The organism is Variovorax sp. (assembly GCF_965279555.1).
In the GTDB taxonomy this organism is placed as follows: domain Bacteria; phylum Pseudomonadota; class Gammaproteobacteria; order Burkholderiales; family Burkholderiaceae_C; genus Variovorax.
Map to the genome: position 1 here is coordinate 1,825,385 of NZ_OZ257247.1, position 17,437 is coordinate 1,842,821.

The window sequence follows — 17,437 nt, forward strand, 5'->3', positions numbered from 1 at the left end:
CAGGACATCACGCCATGAAACTCGAACTCGAAGGCAAGACCGTACTCATCACCGGCGCCTCCAAAGGCATCGGCCTCGCAGCCGCCCATTCTTTCGCGGCCGAGGGCTGCCACCTGCATCTGGCCGCACGCGACGGCGTGGCTCTGGCAGCCGCAAAGGAAGAGATCGAGAAGATCTACCCCATCAACGTGCGCATCCACCCCATGGACCTGGCCGCGCCCGGCGCCATGTCGCAACTCGCCGAGGCGGCCGGCAATGTCGACATCCTGGTGAACAACGCGGGCGACATTCCCGCCGGCCCCATCGAGTCGCTCGACTTCGCCGTGGTGCGGCGCGGCTTCCAGCTCAAGGTGCTGGGCTACATGGAGCTCACGCAGATCTACTACGCACGCATGAAGGCCGCCGGCGGCGGCGTGATCGTGAACGACATCGGCAACTCCGGCGAGAACTGGGACGCCAACTACATCGCCGGCTCCACCGGCAACGCCGCCGTCATGGCCTTCACGCGCGCGCTCGGCGGCGTGAGCCTGGACGACGGCATTCGCGTGGTGGGCGTGAACCCCGGCCCGGTGGCCACCGACCGCATGGTCAAGCTGATGAAGCGCCGTGCCTTCGACACTCACGGCGACGAAGGCCGCTGGGAAGAGCTGTTCGACAACTATCCGGGCGGCCGCCCCGCCACGCCGGAAGAAGTGGCCGAGCTGATGGTGTTCCTGGCCTCGGCGCGCGCGGGCTACATCACGGGCACGGTCGTGACCATCGACGGCGGCATTGCCGCGCGCGGCTCGATCATCAAGACCAGCAAGAAGGTGGTCGAGGCCGAACAGGCCCGGAGGCTCGCGGCATGAACGCGGCATTGAAACCCGCCGTGGCAGTGCCGGCCGTGACGAGTGATGCGGAAACCCGCAACCGCTACTTCGACCGCCTGTTCACCAACCCCGACCTGATGTGGCTGGGCCAGAACACCAACCACTTTCCGCTGCATCCCGCGGTGCGCAAGGCGCTGCACGATGCCATCGACGACGAGAGCTTTCACGCCTATGCGCCGCCGCTGGGCATGGAGGCACTGCGCAGGGCCATCGTGGACGACCTGGGCGTGCCGAACCAGTCGGCAGTGGTGACGGATGGCGCGGTCGCCGCACTTGCATTGTCCTGCCGTGCGTTCTGCGAAGCGGGCAAGGGCTTCGTGACCACCGACCCGGGGTGGAAGTGGCCGCTGCAGTTCGCGGCGAAGGCCGGCTGTGCCATCACCGAGATTCCGATCTACGGGCCCGAGTACGGCTTCAAGCTGTCGGCCGAAGCATTGGCTGCTTCGACCGACGAAAGCACAGCGGTCATCTACCTGGTGGACCCCAACAACCCGCTGGGCACCACCTACACCGAGGACGAGATCCGCGCCTTCGCGGACCGCGCAAGAGAGATCGGCGCGATCCTCATCCACGACTGCACCTACCGCGACTTTGCCGACAGCCACACTCTGGCTTCGCGCTTCTATCCGGAAGGCACGGTGACCATCGTGAGCTTCTCCAAGTGGCTCGGCCTCGCGGGGCTGCGGCTGGGTGCGCTGGTGGCGTCGCCGGAGTTGCTGGCGCGCATCCTGCCGCATTCGCAGGCGCCGCTGGGTGCCAGCGTGCTGGCACAGCGCGCGGCCATCGCTGGCCTGGGCGTGAAGGCCGAATGGATGGCCGGTGTGATCGCGCAGCAGCGCGAAAACCAGCGGATGATCGTCGACGCCTTCGCCAAGCTGCCGGGCTTCGTGGTGCCGGTGTTCCCGTCGCAGGCCAACTTCATCGTGGTCGAATGCGCCGGCGCGGGCGTGACGCCCGAGGCGCTGGTCACGGCACTGGGCGAGCACGACATCATGGTGCGGCAGGGCACGTATCACACGCCGCGCTTCGGCCACCGATTCATCAAGATATCGACCACCGTGCCGAAGGCGTGGGCGCAGGCGCTGTGCGATGTGCTGCCGCAAGCGGTCGAGCGCGCACGCACGCTGCCGGCCACGGCTGCGCTGTTCTGAGGAGGCGACCATGAGCTTTGCCACCACGCCAGACGGCGTTCGCCTGTACTACGAGACCGCCGGCAGCGGCACGCCCATCGTGTTCGTGCACGAGTTCGGCGGCGACCACCGCAGCTGGGAGCCGCAGATGCGTTACTTCGCGCGGCGCCACCTGTGCGTGACCTTCGGTGCGCGCGGCTATCCGCCGTCCGACGTGCCGGCCGACGTGGAGCGCTATTCGCAGGCCACGGCGGCCGACGACATCGTGGCCGTGATGGATGCGCTGGGCCTGCAGCGCGCACACATCGTAGGGCTGTCGATGGGCGGTTTCGCGACGCTGCACTTCGGCCTGCGCCATGCGTCGCGTGCGGCTTCGCTGGTGATAGCCGGCGCGGGCTACGGCGCGGAGAAAGAACACGAGGAATACTTTCGCGGCGTATCGCTCGAAGTGGCCAGGCAATTCGAAGCGCAGGGCTCCGAGAAATTCGCGCGTACCTATTCGCTGGGCGCGAGCCGCGTGCAGTTCCAGAACAAGGACCCGCGCGGCTGGCAGGAATTTGCCACGTGGCTCGGTGAGCACGATGCGCTGGGCGCTGCCAACACCATGCGCGGCGTGCAGGCGCGGCGCCCGTCGATCTACGACCTGGAGAGCGAATTGCGCGCGATGCCAGTGCCCTCGCTCGTGGTGGTCGGCGACGAAGACGACCATTGCCTGCAGCCCGGCGTCTTCCTCAAGAAGACCGTGCCGGCCTGCGGCCTTGCGGTGATGCCCAAGACCGGCCACACGCTCAACCTGGAAGAGCCCGCCGCCTTCAACGCCTTGCTGGCCGAGTTCTTCGCACAGGTCGAAGCCGGCCAGTGGAAGCCGCGCGATCCGCGCGCGCTGCCCAGCCAGATCATGAAGACCGACTGACCATGAACGCCGACGCAGCCACGATCACTCACACACAGCAGGACGCCTGGCGCATCGACGCCACGCGTCTCTGGGACCGCCTCATGGCGCTCGCAGGCATCGGCGCCACGCCGGGGGGCGGTGTCGACCGGCAAGCGCTGAGCGCGGAAGAGATCGCGTCGTGGCGCACGATGATCGACTGGGCCTTGCAGGCCGGCCTGGAGCCTTCGACCGATGCGGCGGGCAACCTCTTCATCGCGCTGCCCGGCATCGACCGCGATGCACCGCTGGTGCTCGCGGGCAGCCATCTCGACAGCCAGCCGGGCGGTGGGCGCTTCGACGGCGTGTATGGCGTGGTGGCCGCACTGGAGGTGTTGACCACGCTGGCGCAGCGCGGCGTGCGGCCGCCGGTGGACATTGTCTGCGTCGCATGGATGAACGAAGAGGGCTCGCGCTTTGCGCCCGGCATGATGGGTTCCGAAGCCTTTGCCGGCGTGCGCAGCCTGGAGGCCGTGCGCGCGGTGCGCGACGCGCAGGGCGTTTCCGTCGCCGACGCGCTCGATGCCTTGCATGCGGCGTTTCCGGAGCTGCGGCGGCGAGCGCTGGGCTTCCCGTTGAAGGCTTATGTGGAAGCGCACATCGAGCAGGGGCCGTTGCTGGAAGCGCAGGAGCGTGTGATCGGCGTCGTCACCGGTATCCAGGGAAAGAAAACATTCGACATCGTGATCGAGGGCGAGCGAGGCCACGCGGGCACGCTCGCGATGGTCTATCGGCGCGACGCGCTCGAAGCCTTCACGCGCATCGCGGGTGCGCTGTATGCGGAGATCGGCGGCTACGACGAAGCGGTGAAGTTCACCATTGGCCGCCTGCAAGTCGAGCCGAATGCGCCCTCGGTCGTGCCCGAACGCGTGACGCTGCGCATCGACCTGCGGCACCCCGACAACGCCGTGCTCGGGTACCTGGGCGAGCGAATCGGCATGCTGTGCGACACCTTCGCAGCGCCTTGCGAGGCCACTGTCACGCCGCTCGTCGATGCGCCTTCCAACGGATTCGACCCTGCGCTGCAGCAGGCGATTGCCAAAGCCGCCGAGAGCATCGGCGAGTTGCACATGCCGATTCTTTCGGCCGCCGGCCATGATGCGCGCCACATGGCGCCGCTATGCCCGAGCGCGATGATCTTCATTCCATGCCGCGACGGCGTGAGCCATGCCGAGCACGAATGGGCCGAGCCCGAGCATGTGGCCGCCGGCGCGAATGTGCTGTTGCGCGTGCTGCTGCCCTATGCGGGTGCAGGCGAGGGAGCTGCTCCGTGAACGAAACCGTCACCGACATGGCGGATCTGCCGATGCAGCATCCGAGCGCACCGGCCAACGCGGCGCAGGCACGCGCGCGTTTCTTCAACTCTGGCAACGCCTTCAACGTGAAGCTGCCCGAGGTGCCCGCGCGGCTCTTCTCGCCGCCGCAGGAGGGGCAGTTCGGTGTGTTCGACTGCGACCAGTCCGAGGCGCTGGGCAGCGGCTTTGCGGCCACCACGCCGCTGATGCTCGCGCGCTACGTGCGCATTGCGCCCGGCGACATGCTGCTGCCGCTGGACGTGCGCGCGACCGGTGCGGTCTGGTATGTGATTTCCGGCAGCGGGCGGCTCGATGGCGCGTTCGACGGCTTCGAGTTTGGCGCGGGCGATGTTTTCCTGTTGCCCGGTGCCACCGGCTATCGCCTTGCGGCCGGTGCGGAGGGTGCGCTGCTGTGGACCGTTGGCAACGAGCCGCAACTGGCCTTCGAGCGAGCGGAGCCTGCGCCGGTGGTCGATGCATCCATCGACGTCGTTCACTATCCGGCCGCCGAGATCGAGCGACAGTTCGCAACGATCTTTTCGACCGGGACGCGCGACGAGACCTCGGGCCGCGCGCTGATCTTCTCGTCAGACAGGCAGGCCGCCGCGCGCAACCTCACGCCGACCTTGACGCTGAGTTTCAACACGCTGTCTCCCGGCACCTGGCAGCGTTCGCACCGCCACAACTCGGCTGCGGTAACGCTGGTGGTGCAGGGCGAGGGTTGCCACTCCGTCGTGGGCGATGCGCATTGCCCGTGGGAGCCATGGGCAACGCTCGTCACGCCACCGGGTGCACCGCACTCGCACCACAACCCAGGCGCGCGAGGCGCACGCTTCCTGATAGTGCAGGACGGCGGCCTGCACTATCACGCGAGGACCATGGACTTCGCTTTTCTCGAAGCAGCCTGATAACGAGTCACGCGGCTTACTTCACCCGGAAGCTGAACTGTCACTTGGCGTTGTCACCATGAGTGAATGGCTGGCCAACTTATCTCTATCGCCCTGACTGTCGACCAACACGACGCAGGGGACTATTTCTGGGTGCTCCTGGAGTCCTTCGACAACTCGATGGAATTCGAGCCGCTGATGGAAGCTGCTACAGGCTTTTCAACATACATCGAGGCGTTGCAGGCCGGGTATGTGGTGCTGAAGGGGATGTCGGAAGATTTGAATGTCGGGCCCCGGGAGGAGGGGGATGAGCTTCTGATTGCGCAAGAGCGGGGTGCCAACGGCCAGCTCTGATGCGCTGACAGGCGCAGGCTATGCTGGCGCCTGTTTGTTTTGCGAGCGACCGAGGCACATGAAGAAATCCAAGCCCCCGAAGAAGGCGGGCACCTACGACATCAAGAAACAGTGGCACTGGGGCCGCGCAATGCGCGAACTGCGCATTGCCGATTTCCTGAAAGAAGGCCGCCTGCTGGTTCCCGGCGAATACACAGGCGAGGGCCCTGCCACCGATGACGGAACCGGTGCGCTTCGCACCGTGGGCGGCATCCAGGTCGGTGCCGCGAACTACGAAACGGGAATGATGTGGGTTGGCCGAAAACTGCGGGAAGGCGACCTGCCTTCCAAGCCGGGCGGACCGGCAGCAGACTGAGGGTAAACCCCGGCGATTTTTGTCTTCGGCAGGCCTATCTTGGATTTGTGACCAATTGCTGGAGACAAACATGTTGATGGTTACAAAAGTGGTTGCAGCCGGCGTGACGGCCCTCGTGATCGGGGGCACGCCGTCGCCAAACGGCGGGGTTTCGGATCTATCTCCGATGGCGCCGCAAGTGGTTACGGCACAGGCGTATGGGGAGTCTCCCTGCGCCGGCGGGTGCAATGTCTGGCGGTTGATTTACGACGGGCGCTGACGGCCGCCGGACTCGGACGAGCAATTCCCGGTCGCACACGCGATCGGATGCCCACGTATATGCTGCCGGCTCGCATCACATTCACCGGAGCCCGAGACATATGTCCGCACAGCCCATCGAGGTCTATTCCTGGCCCACGCCGAACGGCCACAAGATTCACATCATGCTCGAGGAATGCGGCCTGCCGTACCACGCGCACCCCGTGAACATAGGCAAGGGCGACCAGTTCGCGCCCGACTTCCTGCAGATCAGCCCCAACAACAAGATCCCCGCCATCACCGACCCAGACGGTCCGGATGGCAAGCCGATCTCGCTTTTCGAGTCGGGCGCCATCCTGGTCTACCTGGCGGGCAAGACCGGCAAGCTGTTGCCGGCAAGCGATCGAGAGCGCTATGACGTGCTGCAGTGGCTCATGTTCCAGATGGGTGGCGTCGGCCCCATGCTCGGCCAGGCTCACCACTTCCGCATGTACGCGCCCGAGAAGATCGCCTATGCGATCGACCGCTACACGAATGAAGCCAAGCGCATCTACGGCGTGATCGACAAGCAGCTGTCGAAGAACAAGTTCATTGCCGGCAAGAGCTATTCGATTGCCGACATCGCAATCTTCCCTTGGCTGCGCAGCTGGGAAAACCAGGGCATCACGCTCACCGACTTCCCGTACCTGAAAACCTGGTTCGACGGCATCGCGGCGCGTCCCGCGGTGCAACGCGGCGTGAAAGTGCTGGCCGATCTGCGCCAGCCGATCACCGGCGACAAGGAGCGCGAGATTCTTTTCGGCAAGACGCAGTACGAGAAACGCTGAGAAACTTCAGGAATGGGCCAATATCCGGGCTAGAATAGAAGGCTTGTCGGGGTGTAGCGCAGCCTGGTAGCGCATCTGGTTTGGGACCAGAGGGTCGAAGGTTCGAATCCTTTCGCCCCGACCAAAAAATCGAAATGCACACAGTCTTCACGGGCTGTGTGCATTTTTCGTTTCGGCTCATGAAGAGCGCCGATCGGTGGCGTTGTTGTCACGCGGGGCGAAGTACGGAACTGGGTAGAATCTCCGCCGCTGCCGGCCCGGAAACAAAGACGTCTAAGTCGTTGATTCTCCAGGGTTCTCTCCGGCTCGCATCTGCCCGTAGCTCAGTTGGATAGAGCACCTGCCTTCTAAGCAGGTTGTCGGGGGTTCGATCCCCTCCGGGCAGGCCATTTCAGTCTCTAACCACAGCAGTTTTCTCTAACCAAGGCAGGGAGAAACCCGCCTTTTATCGGGTCGCTGGGGTCTTTCTCGCCGTCTTGTGGCGCACGTAGTCGGCGGTCTGATGTTCCGTCGAATGCCCTCCCATGGTGCGTGCAGCACCCATGCCCTCGGCGCGGTCCTTGTCCGTCAGCGCCTTGGCGCGCAGGTCGTGGAAGTGCGCGTCTTCGATGCCCGCGCGCTCCAGCGCCCGATCCCACGCGATTCGCACGCCGTGATATTTGTAGGGGCGCCCCTCCTGGTTGGCAATGACGAAGCGGATGTTGGCGCGCTTGATCACCTTCACGCGCTCGATGACCGCTCTCAGCTTCGGGGTCCACTGGATCAAGATTGCAACCTTGGTCGTCTTGGCCGCCTTTGCGGGTTTGAACGTGATGCCGTCCTTACCGATAGCCGACCATTCCAGCGCCAGCAGGTCGCCGATGCGTTGGCCAGTCAGGTACGCCAGGTCGATCAAGGCACATATCATCGGGCCGGAGCGGGTTTCCAGCCCGTCCTTTCCCTTCATCGCAGCCACCTTGATCCGGCGAAGCTCGCTGTCGGTGATGTAGCGGTTGCGCGCGGCGATGCTCATTTGCTTCACCGCCCCGGTGGGGTTCGATCCCTCGGGGCGGAAGCCCTTTTCTTCGGCGAATCGCATCAACTCCCTGAGCATCGACCGATAGGCGTTGTAGGTGCGCGGCATCGCCTTGAACCGCTTCAGAAACTCCATCACGTCGGGAGTCTTGACCTGCGATGCCCTGAACTCCGCGAAGGCGTCGGAGATCTCGCGCAGGCGGAAGGCGTCGTCTGCGCGCGTACGCTTCTCGCGGTCCTTGCCGACCTCTTCTTTCCAGTCGGCGATCAGCTTTGGCACCATGTCATCGATCCCCTTGTCGGCCGTCAGCTTGCCCAGCGCGAGGTACATCGCGGGGAGGCCTTCACGTTCGCGACACAGCTTCGTCCATTTGCGGGTCTTGCCGATGGCGGCGACGTGCCAGTAGGAGCCGTCCTTCAGGTATACCCGCTGCGGAAGATCTCGGCTCATCGGGTGCGCACTTTCGGCGGCCTGACAGTGGGCTCGTTGGCCGGCTTTCCTCCTCCGGAGCAGATCGCGTCGTAGTGCGCCCGCTCCAGAATCAACGAGCCATCAACGGGGGATCTTCGGGCGCGGTAGAAGCCCTGGAGCAGCAGCTCGGACAGCTGATCTGCTGCTCTCTTGTAGCCAGTCAGCTCCTTGAGTTCTGCCCTGGAAAGAATGGCACTCGTTTTGAGATTGTCCTGTTTCATTGCACGTCCCTCAGCGCGTCGTCGTGTGCGCGGTAGATGTTGTCGGCGCAGCGCCACCGCAAATCCTGCACTTCGAGCCTGCGTGGCATCATTTGTGACTTCGACACTTGGAGACAGCGATGGCAACGCAATTCGCCGGCAAGGCACAGGAAGTCGCCTACAAACTCACTGCCGATCAGATCGCTCACGCGATGGAGCTGGCCAGCAATTCGGGCTACAACCATCCAGCAGATCCTGCTTTCGTGAGCGCGGTTCTGATCGCATTGGCGACGAACCTGCAGACTGCCGACGGCGCATTGCGGAAGAAGTAGAGCGGCGTGGACTAACACCACTTTGCCGTCGCGCAGTGCCAGGCCTCGCCAGTCTGGCGCACTGAGGCCATCCCTGACCTGGGCTGCCATCCGACGGACTTGCACGGCTCCGGCATGGCCAGTATTGAAGTTATGGTTGGCAGAGGCCCGGGCTGGACGGTGCCCGTGGCCGGTGATCGCTGCACCCATTGGCGCGACATCGAGCTGAATGTCTGCGCGCTGCAGGCACAGTTCGGTCTTGAGGATTGAGCCCGGCGATACTGCCGCCATCAAACGATGGAGGCGGAGATGAACGGACTTGCGATGCTTGGAGTGTGGGCGACGGTTGCGGTTGCGATCGCGGTCATCGCTGGCTGGGCACCCTTGCAGGCCTGGTTGGAAGCACACGAGAAGCTCGCCGCTTGGGTACAGGCAGTGGGCTCCGTTGCTGCGATTGGCCTTTCTGTGTGGGTCGTGCAGCGCCAGCATCGGCTTGAGCTTCGGAGACAAGCCACTGCAGCGTGGCAAAGCACACGTGCCGGCCTCCAAGGTCTCTTGCAGGTGATGAGTGGTGTGCAACAGGTCATTGTCAAAGTTTCGAACATCGCCCGTGCACGAGCGCCCAATGCCGAAGACTTGATACACCTCTCCATCGAGCTGGAGACTTTGTTGAATTCGCTTTCTCGAACGGACTATCTTCGCTTCGAGACACATACGGCCATCGAGGGCGTCGCTGTCACTGAGAGCCTGGGACGAACACTTTTGCTGCGAATACGCGAGGCTTATCCTCGTTTGAAGAGCGGAGATAGCGAACTTTGGGGACCCATCATCAAAATGGCTAACGAATGCGCGATCGGCACAGACGCTCGAGCGAAGGCCTTGTTTGCGAGCATCGAAGCTATGGTGCCGCCGAAATGATGGATCGAAGCGGTCGATGTTCATAGGGTTGCCACCAGAGACGGAAACAACGTGCTTCGTGCTCACGCCGCAGCCCTCCCGTAGATCTGCGCCTCGTGCGCGAAATTCGCGCGCACCAGCGCCTCGGCCTGCGCCGGCGCCACGCTGTTGCCGCACATTCGCACCTGTGCTGTCGCACTCAGCTTGATGCGCGGCACCTTCAGCGGGTCGGCCGCCTGCACGCCCCCCTTGAACAGCAGCGCCGGATCCGGGATTTCGTGAATGACGTAGTCGGCCGGGAAGCTCTGCGCCAGGAACAACTCCGGCGCCTTGAGCATGCGCAGGGTGATGTCGACCAGCACCCACCACTGGCCTTCGTACGGCATCAGCACAAGCTCAGCCAGTTCGGGGAACTGTTCGGGCAGGTGCTCGTGCAGCAGGGCGGCGCACTGCCGCGCTCGCTCGCGCAACTCGGGCGCGAGGCAGTCGGTTGGCACTTGTTCGACTTGGACCAGGCCCATGCGTCCTTTCGTGGGTAGCGTGTGCATGGGCTCGGCCAGGCCCTGCCACTGGCCGCCGTTGCTGTAGTACTTCACGCAGTAGGCGGCGACGAGGCGCTGGTTGCTGCCGGCGGCCGTGATGGTGGACATGGGCGAGTCGGCGGCGCGGCCGTCGCCGTCGTAGAAACCGCCGTTGGCCTGTTCGATGCACGCGGCCACCAGCGCCTGCTCTCCGCGGTGCGCGCCGGTGATGGTGCGCAGCGGCTCGGCCGCGTCGTTGCCTGCGCGGTCGCCGTGGTGCGTCAGGTGGGTGAGGTGGATGGCCGCGACGGCGCTGGTGGCGCCGCTGGCCGTTACCGTGTTGAGCGGCTGCTCAACGCTGCGCACACCGTGGCTGAAACGCTTGGTCCCGTCCTTGCCTTCACCGTGGCCCGCGTCGACCAAGTGCGCGGCAACGAGGCCCATCTGAATGCCGGTGCCGGGCCGCGCAGGCGCGCCGCCGGCGGTCACGGTCTTCACCGGCTCATGAAGGCTTGAGCCCACGCTGCCGGTGTTGAACTTCGTGATGAACGCACCTTCGACCACCGCATGTTTCACACCGCCGGCCACCACAGTGCCCAGCGGGCGGGTGATGTCCAGCGCGCGCGGCTCCTGGCCCGGCCGCTCTCCATAGCCGACGGTCACCAGGTTGGCGCTGGCAAGCGCGTGGTGCGTGCCGCCGGCCGAGACCGTCGAGAGCGGTGCGGTCACGTCATCGCCCTGCAGGTGGCTCTCGCCGGTGCCACGTAGGGGGGCGAGCACAGCCGCCGCGGCCCGCTCCTGTTCTACGGCCGCGTCAAGCGTCCGTACGGCCTTCCAGAAGTCGACATCCTCGGCAGTCATGCCGTTGGCGTCGGTGCCCGCGAGCGCAGCCACTGGCTCGATGTCTGCAGCGACCACCGCCTGCTGCCCGCCTGTAGTAATCGTCGAGAGCGGCGCATCGGCTGGCGCGCCGGGGTGGCCCGTGGTGTTCGTCATCACCATGGGTGCCAGCATCGGCGCCACCACCGAGAAGTGCCCGCCCTTCACCTGGGCGCAGATCGTGCGCAGCGGCTGGTCGGCGGCCATGTTGCGCTGGTTGCTGGCGTTGGCATGCTCGCTGACGAACGGCGCCAGCACCGGCTGCGCCACGCACGAATCGGCCTTCGAGGTGATGGTCTGCAGCGGCGCGCTGACCGAGCGCGAGGGCGACTGCCCCATGCGGCCGCCCACTCCAACGATGAAGGGCTTGGGGCAGGCGAGCACGTGCCGCCACAGGCCCTTCGCGACCCGGCGCATGGTGTTTTCCGCCAGCGGGCGATCGCGGCCGAACACGCTCTGCGCGGGCAGGCTGAAGTTGATGCACTCCGCGGCCGATCGCCACGGCAGCAGCTTGCCGGCCAGAACCTCGCGGCTGGTCGGGTCGCCGTGCGTGGCCTCGGGCCAGACGATGGGCAGGCCGTCGCGGCGCGCGACGAGGAAGAGGCGCTTGCGGATTGTCGGGGCGCCGTGGTCGCAGGCGCGCAGCTCGCGGTACTCCACGTTGTAGCCGTGGCCGCGCAGTTGCCGCACGAAGCTCTCGAAGGTCTTGCCCTTGCGCGAGGGGTCTGGCCGGGCCATGCCGTCAGCGCCCACCAGCAGAGGCCCCCAGGTGGTGAACTCTTCGACGTTCTCCAACATGAGCACGCGCGGCTTGGTCAGCGCCACCCAGCGCAGACCTACCCATGCCAGGCCGCGAATGTGCTTTGCCACCGGCGTGCCGCCCTTGGCCTTGCTGAAGTGCTTGCAGTCAGGCGAGAGCCAGACCAGCGCCACCGGCTGATTGCCGGTCACCGCGATGGGGTCCACGTCCCAAACACTTTCCAGCAGGTGCCGGGTGTGCGGGTGGTTGATGGCGTGCATCGCCAACGCCTCGGGATCGTGGTTGATCGCGATGTCGACGGGCCGGCCGAACGCGGCCTCAAGTCCCGTTGATGTGCCACCGCCGCCCGCGAAGTTGTCGATGATGAGTTCGTGGCCCAGATCGAGCCGCATGGTGAAGTCGTCGCGCCTCATGCGTCGTTCTTCCTGCTGTCAAGATTGATGAAAGAGCGGGCGATCTGTTGAAGGCCCGGCGGCGCTGATTGGCTCGGCTCATTCACGAAGAGGCTCTCGAGGCCTTCTTCGATCCGCCGGCACGCGATGTCGAAGTAATGGAGGCTCTGCTCGCAGCCAATGAAGCGACGGCCGAGCCGCAGCGCGGCCACCCCGGTGGTGCCTGAACCCATGAACGGGTCAAGTACCAGGCCGCCTGGCTCGCAGATCTCGACCAGGTCGGCCATGAGCGGTACCGGCTTCTGCGTGACGTGCTCACGACCAGCCGGGACATGGCACTCGTAGAAGCCGGGTAGGCAACCGACGCCGCGGTCGACTGGCATCGGCCCGGCAGAACCCCAGACGACGTACTCGGCGGCGGCCGTGAACCGCCCCATCTGCGGGCGCGCCGACTTCTTCACCCAAGGCACGACCCCGCGCCACACCCAGCCGCCGGCCTGCAGGTAGTCGGTCGACACGGGAAGTTGGCGCCAGTCGGAAAAGAACAGCGCGGGGGCACCGGGCTTCGATGCGCGAAGTGCTGCCGATGACCAGAGCGTCGACCAGAAGTGGAACGAGCGCTGGTCGCGGTTGTCGCCGCCGAAGTTGGTTGTTCTTTCGAGGTTGCCGGATCCTGTGCTCAGGTATTTCGCTTTCGTGTCCAGCGCGCGATCGCCACGGAAGGCGCCGCCGCTGGAGTAGGGCGGATCGGTGATGACGGCATCGGCCGTGCCGGGCGGCAGGGCGTGCAGCACTTCGAGGGCTTCGCCGTGGTACAGCGTGGCGCTGCCGATGGTTTCGACGCGCATCACAGCAGCAGCTCCAACAGATCGATGCTCGGCAGGGCGCCCACCGCCACGCCGACTCGCGCCGCGGCGGCCAGGTCTGCGGCGTCCAGGTCGCGACCGGACGCCTTCCTAATGACGTCGACCAGCTCGCCCTGGTTTCTGCTGTCGAGCATGCGGCCCGCCCACACCAGCACGTCGTTCGTCGACAGGCCATGCAGTTCGAACGCCTTGCCGTTGGCGTAGCTGGGGCCGTGGCCGGGCCGGCCGGACTCGGCCAGCATCCTCACGATGTGCTGCGCGAGCGGGCAGAGCTTGAGAGATTTCTTTGACATCGCTCAACCTTCCGCGTGCGCCGCCGTGCGGATCGCCTCGATGCAGCGGCGCGCGCCGAGATACTGGTAGCCGTGGGCTCGCGTGACGGCCGTGTGATAGCCGTGCGCCGCAAGCACGGCCTGCAGCTGCGTCTGGTGGTAGTTCGCGACCTTTTCGCACATGGCGAGGGCCGCTTCGTGGCCGACACGTGTCGCGGCTGCTGAGGCCCAGGTGCGGGACTCATCGGCCGCCTGCACTGCGCGGTTGAGGAACTGGCTCACGAATGCGTCGGCACTGCCCGCGAAGCTGATGTGCTCGGGCATGCTCTCGGCGCCGTCGGCCAACGTGATCAGCAGGCCCAGCGCGCGGGCAATGTGGTGTTCAAGCGAAGCGCCTTTGCTGCGCGACCAGCCGGGCAGCAGGTGGATGCGCTCGCAGGTCACGAGCTGCGCGATGTCGGCGCGCATGCACGCGCACCAGCCCATGGTGGGGTCCACGTTAATTTCGGCCGGATTGATGACTTCGAGGCCCGCTGCGCGGAGCGCCGCAGCCTCGCTGTGGAAGGCCGGAAAGTTCAGCTCGGCATAGCCGGTCATCGGGCCGGCGATGTAGACGGGTTGCGCGGCCGTCAGGGTGTGAGCGGTGCAACGGTGCTGGTGGTGCGCGAGGCCGATTTTGGCGGCGTCGGGTGCAAGGTGGTCGGTCATGTTCGGTACGTGTCGAAAGGGTTTGAGATGCGGCGCCATCAGCGCCAGCCAGGCATGTCGAGATGCCGCGCGTTCGGCCCGCAGCCGCCGCACGGCGCGCGCGCGGCGTCGAGTACTTCGGGCCGGCCGCTCAGGCACACGGCCGGGCTGTTGCACATGAGCCGGCCGCCTTGCGTGGTGGAGTGCGCGCACAGCTCGCAGGCGCGGAACAGCGTGATGACGGGGCGAGCCGTGGGGGGCGGCGCGTCGGCGCGAGACAGGGCGGCCATCACTGCGGCGACCCTTTCACCAGGCCGAGCAGCAGCACGGCGCCGAGAAGGCACGCGGCCAGCACCAGGCGGTCGGCCAGGCGCCTGGCTCTGGCCTTTCGCTTCGCTCGCGCCTCGAAGCTCTTCACGGCCTGGATGTCGTGGTGGTTGAGGCGGTGCGCGTTCATGCCGCCCTCCGCTGTTGCACGGCCGCGATGCACACGACGGTGGACGGGAACATGTCGGCCTGCTGGACCGGCCGCGCTGCGGTGCGGCGCGGCTTGCGCCGGCCTGCGGCCTGGGCTTCGACCAGCCCGCGCACGCGCTCGATGGTCGCGCGCACGTCGGTAGCGCAGGCGGGCAGGTAGGGCGCGGTGATGTGCACCTTGTGCGCCATGGGCGGTGCGTAGGGCTTGTGCTGCGCGATCTGCAACAGCGCGGCGGTGGTGGTGGTGCGTGGCATGGTGGTGCGGCTCCGGTTGGTGGTGAATCAGTGGCCAGCCGCCGCGAGGGCGCGCAGGCGGGGGAGGGAGGCCTTGACGCGAGCGATCAAGGCGGCGGACTCGGGCGACGTGGGGTCGTCGATGGCGCGGCGGGGCGGCTCGGCGGGCGCGGCAGGGGCTGCAGGCAGGGCCGGGCGCGCCTCGGCCTGGCGGATCAGTGCGGCGGCCGCGGCGATGCCCGGATCCGGCATGCGGAAGGTCGTTCGTTCCCCGTGGATGACGTTGACCGGCGCTTCCGGCGGGGTTGTCGGTGGCCTGGTGCCGGCGCGGGCGGGTCTGGTGGGCTCCAGCGGCAGGATTTCGGCCGTGTCGAAGGGCATCGGCCAGGGCTTGTCGCCCCGCATGAGCTGCCGCAGCGGCTCCCGCGTGAGGCGGGCCGTACAGTTATTGAAACGAGTCCAAGGGCGGCCCAGCGCTTCGCGCTCGGCCTTTTCCTGCGCGGCTTCGCCGGCGCAGGAGGTCCACGCCTGCCGGCGGCTCACGAGCCAGTAGCCGGCGCGTGTTTCCACGCCCACCACCCGCTTGCGCTCGATGGTCTCGCCGTAGCAGTTGGTGGCGCCTTCGGTAACGCGCACGGCGGTGCGCAGCATCCAGTCTTGCCGCTTGCGGCACATGCCGCCCTGGGCACGCACGTAGCGCTCCCACGATGCCTGAATGAGCCCCTGCTTGTGGCAGGCCCACCATGCCTTCACGGCCGCGGCGTCGCCGAAGTCCAGGCGCAACTGCGCGCTGTCGATCTGGTCTTTGGTGACACGGCGCATTTCCCGCCAAACCGTCACGCTCGGTTGCCCGATCGGCTGAAACTGCCGAATACCCCAGGTGCTGGCCCACGCGTCCACGCGCTGCCAGCCCTTGAACTCGCGCGTGTCCATGATCTGCTCGACGCCGTCGACGGTGTCGGTGTGCTGGCTCACGCCGGCGTCGCCGCCGTCTTCCGCGCCGATGTTCTTCGACACGTACTTCGCGACGTAGCCAGCGGCGCCGCCGCGCTCCATGTGCTTGAAGTCGCAGCGGTTGCGCGCCGCGCCGGGCTCGTCGCCCGCATCGCTGAGCCAGTAGCCGCGGATGATGTCTTGGGCCTCTTGCGCCTGCTCTGGCGTGTGGAACCACAGCAGCGCGTGCCAGTGCGTGCACCCATCGTGATGCGGCTCGGCCACGCGAAAGCCGTAGGCCACCACGCCCCGGCGCGCCATCTTGGCGCGGGCCTTGGCCCACATGCTGCATAGCCACTGCTGCGCCTCGCGCGGCGTGGCGCCTTCGTACTTCGCGTTGCGCGTCGGCTTGGCCCAACGCGACTTTCCGCCGGACAGCACCGCGTGGAACCGGCTCGGGCAGGTGAGCGTGAGAAACAGGCCGTGGTGCCCGTTGGCGTCGGCAAACTCTTCGCAGCCGCGCAGGCGCGTCATCAGCTCGCCGCGGCGGATGTCGCGGTTGCTGGTGGTCAGCGCAGCCAGCTCGGCAAGGCTGTAGACCTGGCCGGCCTCGTTGCGCATCTTCACGTGCGCCAGCAAATCGGCATTGCGCTTTTTCTGTTCGGCGCGGCGGCGGCACGTCTCGTCGCTGGCATAGCCGCCATTGCGTTTGTGCACCACCGCCAGCTTGATGGCTGCGTGCTCCACCACGCGCCCCACCTTGCGGCGCAAGGCCCTGCGCCACCACTGCTCGCTCACGGCGCGGCCGATCAGCCCCTCCGGGGTCTTGGCGGCCGGCCGGTCGACGCCCAGGCGCTCGCAGTAGTCGAGCACCGTGTCGAGCTTTTCCTGCAGGCTCATGGGCAGCGGGTGGCCGTTGAGCAAGTCGTCGACCGTGCGGGCGCAGCGGCGGGCGCGCTCGCGCACCTCGGCGTCGCCCACCGCCCAATGCAGGATGTCTTTGTGCGCGTGCTCGAAGGCGCGCATCGCGTCGACGCGGGTCAGGTTCCAGCTGATCCAGTCCGCGCCGATGGCCGCCACCGAAGGCTTGAGCGGCATGATGATGTCGAGCGCCGGCACCCACTGCGCGGGCAGCTTCGAGCGCAGGTTTGCGTCCATGAGCCGGGCAACCTGCGCCACGTGCTGCGCGGCCGGCAGGTTGGAGCGGCGGCGCATCCAGAAAATCGGGTCTGGCCTGGCAGGGCGGGCGGCGACGAAACGCATGGCGGTGCCTACAGCGTCAGACTGCCGAGCGAGCCAAGCTCGCGAGCCCACGCACGCAGCGTGGCGCGGATGGCATGGCGCTCTGCCTGCGGGTACTCACGCCAGTTGCGCTGCATGGCGCCGTCGGGGTCGGAGAGCCCGGCGTCGGTGAGCACGAAGAAGCGCAGCATGAACGGCAGGCTTTTCCATTCCGCTTCTTCGAGCAGCTCGCTGCGCTGGCCGAAGAAACCGACGACGCACACCTCGCGTAGCTGGGCGATGCGCTGCGCGTGCGCTGCATAGAAAGGGTTGGGTTTGCCATCGGAAATGTGGTGGGTTGGCTTGGGCGGGCCGTGAAAGTCGGGGTGTTCAGGTGCGTCTGCGCTGGGCATGCC

General features: G+C 66.4%; 21 protein-coding genes and 2 tRNA genes. 12 read left to right on the forward strand and 11 right to left on the reverse strand.

From position 1 onward, the window contains the following. Nucleotides 1-14: 14 nt before the first annotated feature. The 10 genes from ACQY8B_RS08760 (at nucleotide 15) to ACQY8B_RS08805 (ending at nucleotide 7,274) form a co-directional block, all read left to right on the forward strand. The gene (locus ACQY8B_RS08760; protein ID WP_422086343.1) at nucleotides 15-848 is read left to right on the forward strand and encodes an SDR family oxidoreductase; all 834 of its coding nucleotides are present in this window, start codon (nucleotides 15-17) and stop codon (nucleotides 846-848) included. Further along, the gene (locus ACQY8B_RS08765) at nucleotides 845-2,020 is read left to right on the forward strand and encodes a pyridoxal phosphate-dependent aminotransferase (protein ID WP_422086344.1); all 1,176 of its coding nucleotides are present in this window, start codon (nucleotides 845-847) and stop codon (nucleotides 2,018-2,020) included. Before ACQY8B_RS08760 ends, ACQY8B_RS08765 begins: the two co-directional genes overlap by 4 nt. A 10-nt stretch (nucleotides 2,021-2,030) precedes the next feature. Beyond that, nucleotides 2,031-2,912 (forward strand): alpha/beta fold hydrolase, encoded by an 882-nt coding sequence (locus tag ACQY8B_RS08770; RefSeq protein ID WP_422086345.1) that lies wholly within the window; start codon nucleotides 2,031-2,033, stop codon nucleotides 2,910-2,912. 2 nt (nucleotides 2,913-2,914) lie between these two features. After that, entirely contained in the window at nucleotides 2,915-4,204 is a 1,290-nt protein-coding gene (locus ACQY8B_RS08775) for a Zn-dependent hydrolase (protein WP_422086346.1), read from the forward strand. Next, nucleotides 4,201-5,133 carry a cupin domain-containing protein gene (locus tag ACQY8B_RS08780; RefSeq protein ID WP_422086347.1) on the forward strand — a complete coding sequence of 311 codons (933 nt, stop codon included), beginning with the start codon at nucleotides 4,201-4,203 and terminating at the stop codon, nucleotides 5,131-5,133. Before ACQY8B_RS08775 ends, ACQY8B_RS08780 begins: the two co-directional genes overlap by 4 nt. 66 nt (nucleotides 5,134-5,199) lie before the next feature. After that, nucleotides 5,200-5,466 (forward strand): hypothetical protein, encoded by a 267-nt coding sequence (locus ACQY8B_RS08785; protein ID WP_422086348.1) that lies wholly within the window; start codon nucleotides 5,200-5,202, stop codon nucleotides 5,464-5,466. Between the two features lie 58 nt (nucleotides 5,467-5,524). Then, nucleotides 5,525-5,821: a hypothetical protein gene (locus tag ACQY8B_RS08790; RefSeq protein WP_422086349.1), complete on the forward strand. Its 297-nt coding sequence runs from the start codon at nucleotides 5,525-5,527 to the stop codon at nucleotides 5,819-5,821. Between the two features lie 359 nt (nucleotides 5,822-6,180). Next, nucleotides 6,181-6,885: a glutathione binding-like protein gene (locus ACQY8B_RS08795; protein WP_422086350.1), complete on the forward strand. Its 705-nt coding sequence runs from the start codon at nucleotides 6,181-6,183 to the stop codon at nucleotides 6,883-6,885. 47 nt (nucleotides 6,886-6,932) lie between these two features. Further along, nucleotides 6,933-7,009: transfer RNA gene (locus tag ACQY8B_RS08800), tRNA-Pro, on the forward strand. 188 nt (nucleotides 7,010-7,197) lie between these two features. Further along, nucleotides 7,198-7,274 (forward strand) — tRNA-Arg (locus ACQY8B_RS08805). Between the two features lie 56 nt (nucleotides 7,275-7,330). Here ACQY8B_RS08805 and ACQY8B_RS08810 read toward each other — a convergent pair. Then, nucleotides 7,331-8,350: a tyrosine-type recombinase/integrase gene (locus ACQY8B_RS08810; protein WP_422086351.1), complete on the reverse strand. Its 1,020-nt coding sequence runs from the start codon at nucleotides 8,348-8,350 to the stop codon at nucleotides 7,331-7,333. After that, entirely contained in the window at nucleotides 8,347-8,592 is a 246-nt protein-coding gene (locus ACQY8B_RS08815; protein ID WP_422086352.1) for a hypothetical protein, read from the reverse strand. Before ACQY8B_RS08815 ends, ACQY8B_RS08810 begins: the two co-directional genes overlap by 4 nt. Before the next feature lie 119 nt (nucleotides 8,593-8,711). On the opposite strand from ACQY8B_RS08815, the gene ACQY8B_RS08820 reads away from it, so the two are divergent. Next, nucleotides 8,712-8,903 (forward strand): hypothetical protein, encoded by a 192-nt coding sequence (locus ACQY8B_RS08820; RefSeq protein ID WP_422086353.1) that lies wholly within the window; start codon nucleotides 8,712-8,714, stop codon nucleotides 8,901-8,903. 288 nt (nucleotides 8,904-9,191) lie between these two features. After that, nucleotides 9,192-9,800, forward strand: a complete 609-nt coding sequence (locus ACQY8B_RS08825) for a hypothetical protein (protein ID WP_422086354.1) — start codon at nucleotides 9,192-9,194, stop codon at nucleotides 9,798-9,800. Between the two features lie 62 nt (nucleotides 9,801-9,862). Here ACQY8B_RS08825 and ACQY8B_RS08830 read toward each other — a convergent pair whose 3' ends face one another. Genes ACQY8B_RS08830 through ACQY8B_RS08870 form a run of 9 tightly spaced genes read right to left on the reverse strand, consistent with a single transcriptional unit; the run spans nucleotide 9,863 to nucleotide 17,434 of the window. Beyond that, nucleotides 9,863-12,352, reverse strand: a complete 2,490-nt coding sequence (locus ACQY8B_RS08830) for a DNA cytosine methyltransferase (RefSeq protein ID WP_422086355.1) — start codon at nucleotides 12,350-12,352, stop codon at nucleotides 9,863-9,865. Continuing rightward, nucleotides 12,349-13,179, reverse strand: coding sequence for a DNA-methyltransferase (locus ACQY8B_RS08835; RefSeq protein WP_422086356.1), 831 nt, complete (start codon nucleotides 13,177-13,179; stop codon nucleotides 12,349-12,351). The genes ACQY8B_RS08830 and ACQY8B_RS08835 overlap by 4 nt, the downstream gene beginning before the upstream one ends. Then, complete coding sequence (locus tag ACQY8B_RS08840) at nucleotides 13,179-13,490, reverse strand: hypothetical protein (protein WP_422086357.1); 312 nt, start codon at nucleotides 13,488-13,490, stop codon at nucleotides 13,179-13,181. Before ACQY8B_RS08840 ends, ACQY8B_RS08835 begins: the two co-directional genes overlap by 1 nt. 3 nt (nucleotides 13,491-13,493) lie before the next feature. Beyond that, nucleotides 13,494-14,177, reverse strand: a complete 684-nt coding sequence (locus tag ACQY8B_RS08845) for a DUF4406 domain-containing protein (RefSeq protein WP_422086358.1) — start codon at nucleotides 14,175-14,177, stop codon at nucleotides 13,494-13,496. 38 nt (nucleotides 14,178-14,215) lie between these two features. After that, complete coding sequence (locus ACQY8B_RS08850; protein WP_422086359.1) at nucleotides 14,216-14,446, reverse strand: hypothetical protein; 231 nt, start codon at nucleotides 14,444-14,446, stop codon at nucleotides 14,216-14,218. Continuing rightward, the gene (locus ACQY8B_RS08855) at nucleotides 14,446-14,613 is read right to left on the reverse strand and encodes a hypothetical protein (protein ID WP_422086360.1); all 168 of its coding nucleotides are present in this window, start codon (nucleotides 14,611-14,613) and stop codon (nucleotides 14,446-14,448) included. The genes ACQY8B_RS08850 and ACQY8B_RS08855 overlap by 1 nt, the downstream gene beginning before the upstream one ends. Next, the gene (locus ACQY8B_RS08860) at nucleotides 14,610-14,888 is read right to left on the reverse strand and encodes a hypothetical protein (protein WP_422086361.1); all 279 of its coding nucleotides are present in this window, start codon (nucleotides 14,886-14,888) and stop codon (nucleotides 14,610-14,612) included. Before ACQY8B_RS08860 ends, ACQY8B_RS08855 begins: the two co-directional genes overlap by 4 nt. Before the next feature lie 27 nt (nucleotides 14,889-14,915). Next, nucleotides 14,916-17,063, reverse strand: a complete 2,148-nt coding sequence (locus ACQY8B_RS08865; RefSeq protein ID WP_422086362.1) for a replication endonuclease — start codon at nucleotides 17,061-17,063, stop codon at nucleotides 14,916-14,918. Between the two features lie 8 nt (nucleotides 17,064-17,071). Beyond that, complete coding sequence (locus ACQY8B_RS08870) at nucleotides 17,072-17,434, reverse strand: hypothetical protein (protein WP_422086363.1); 363 nt, start codon at nucleotides 17,432-17,434, stop codon at nucleotides 17,072-17,074. Between the last annotated feature and the right edge of the window lie 3 nt (nucleotides 17,435-17,437).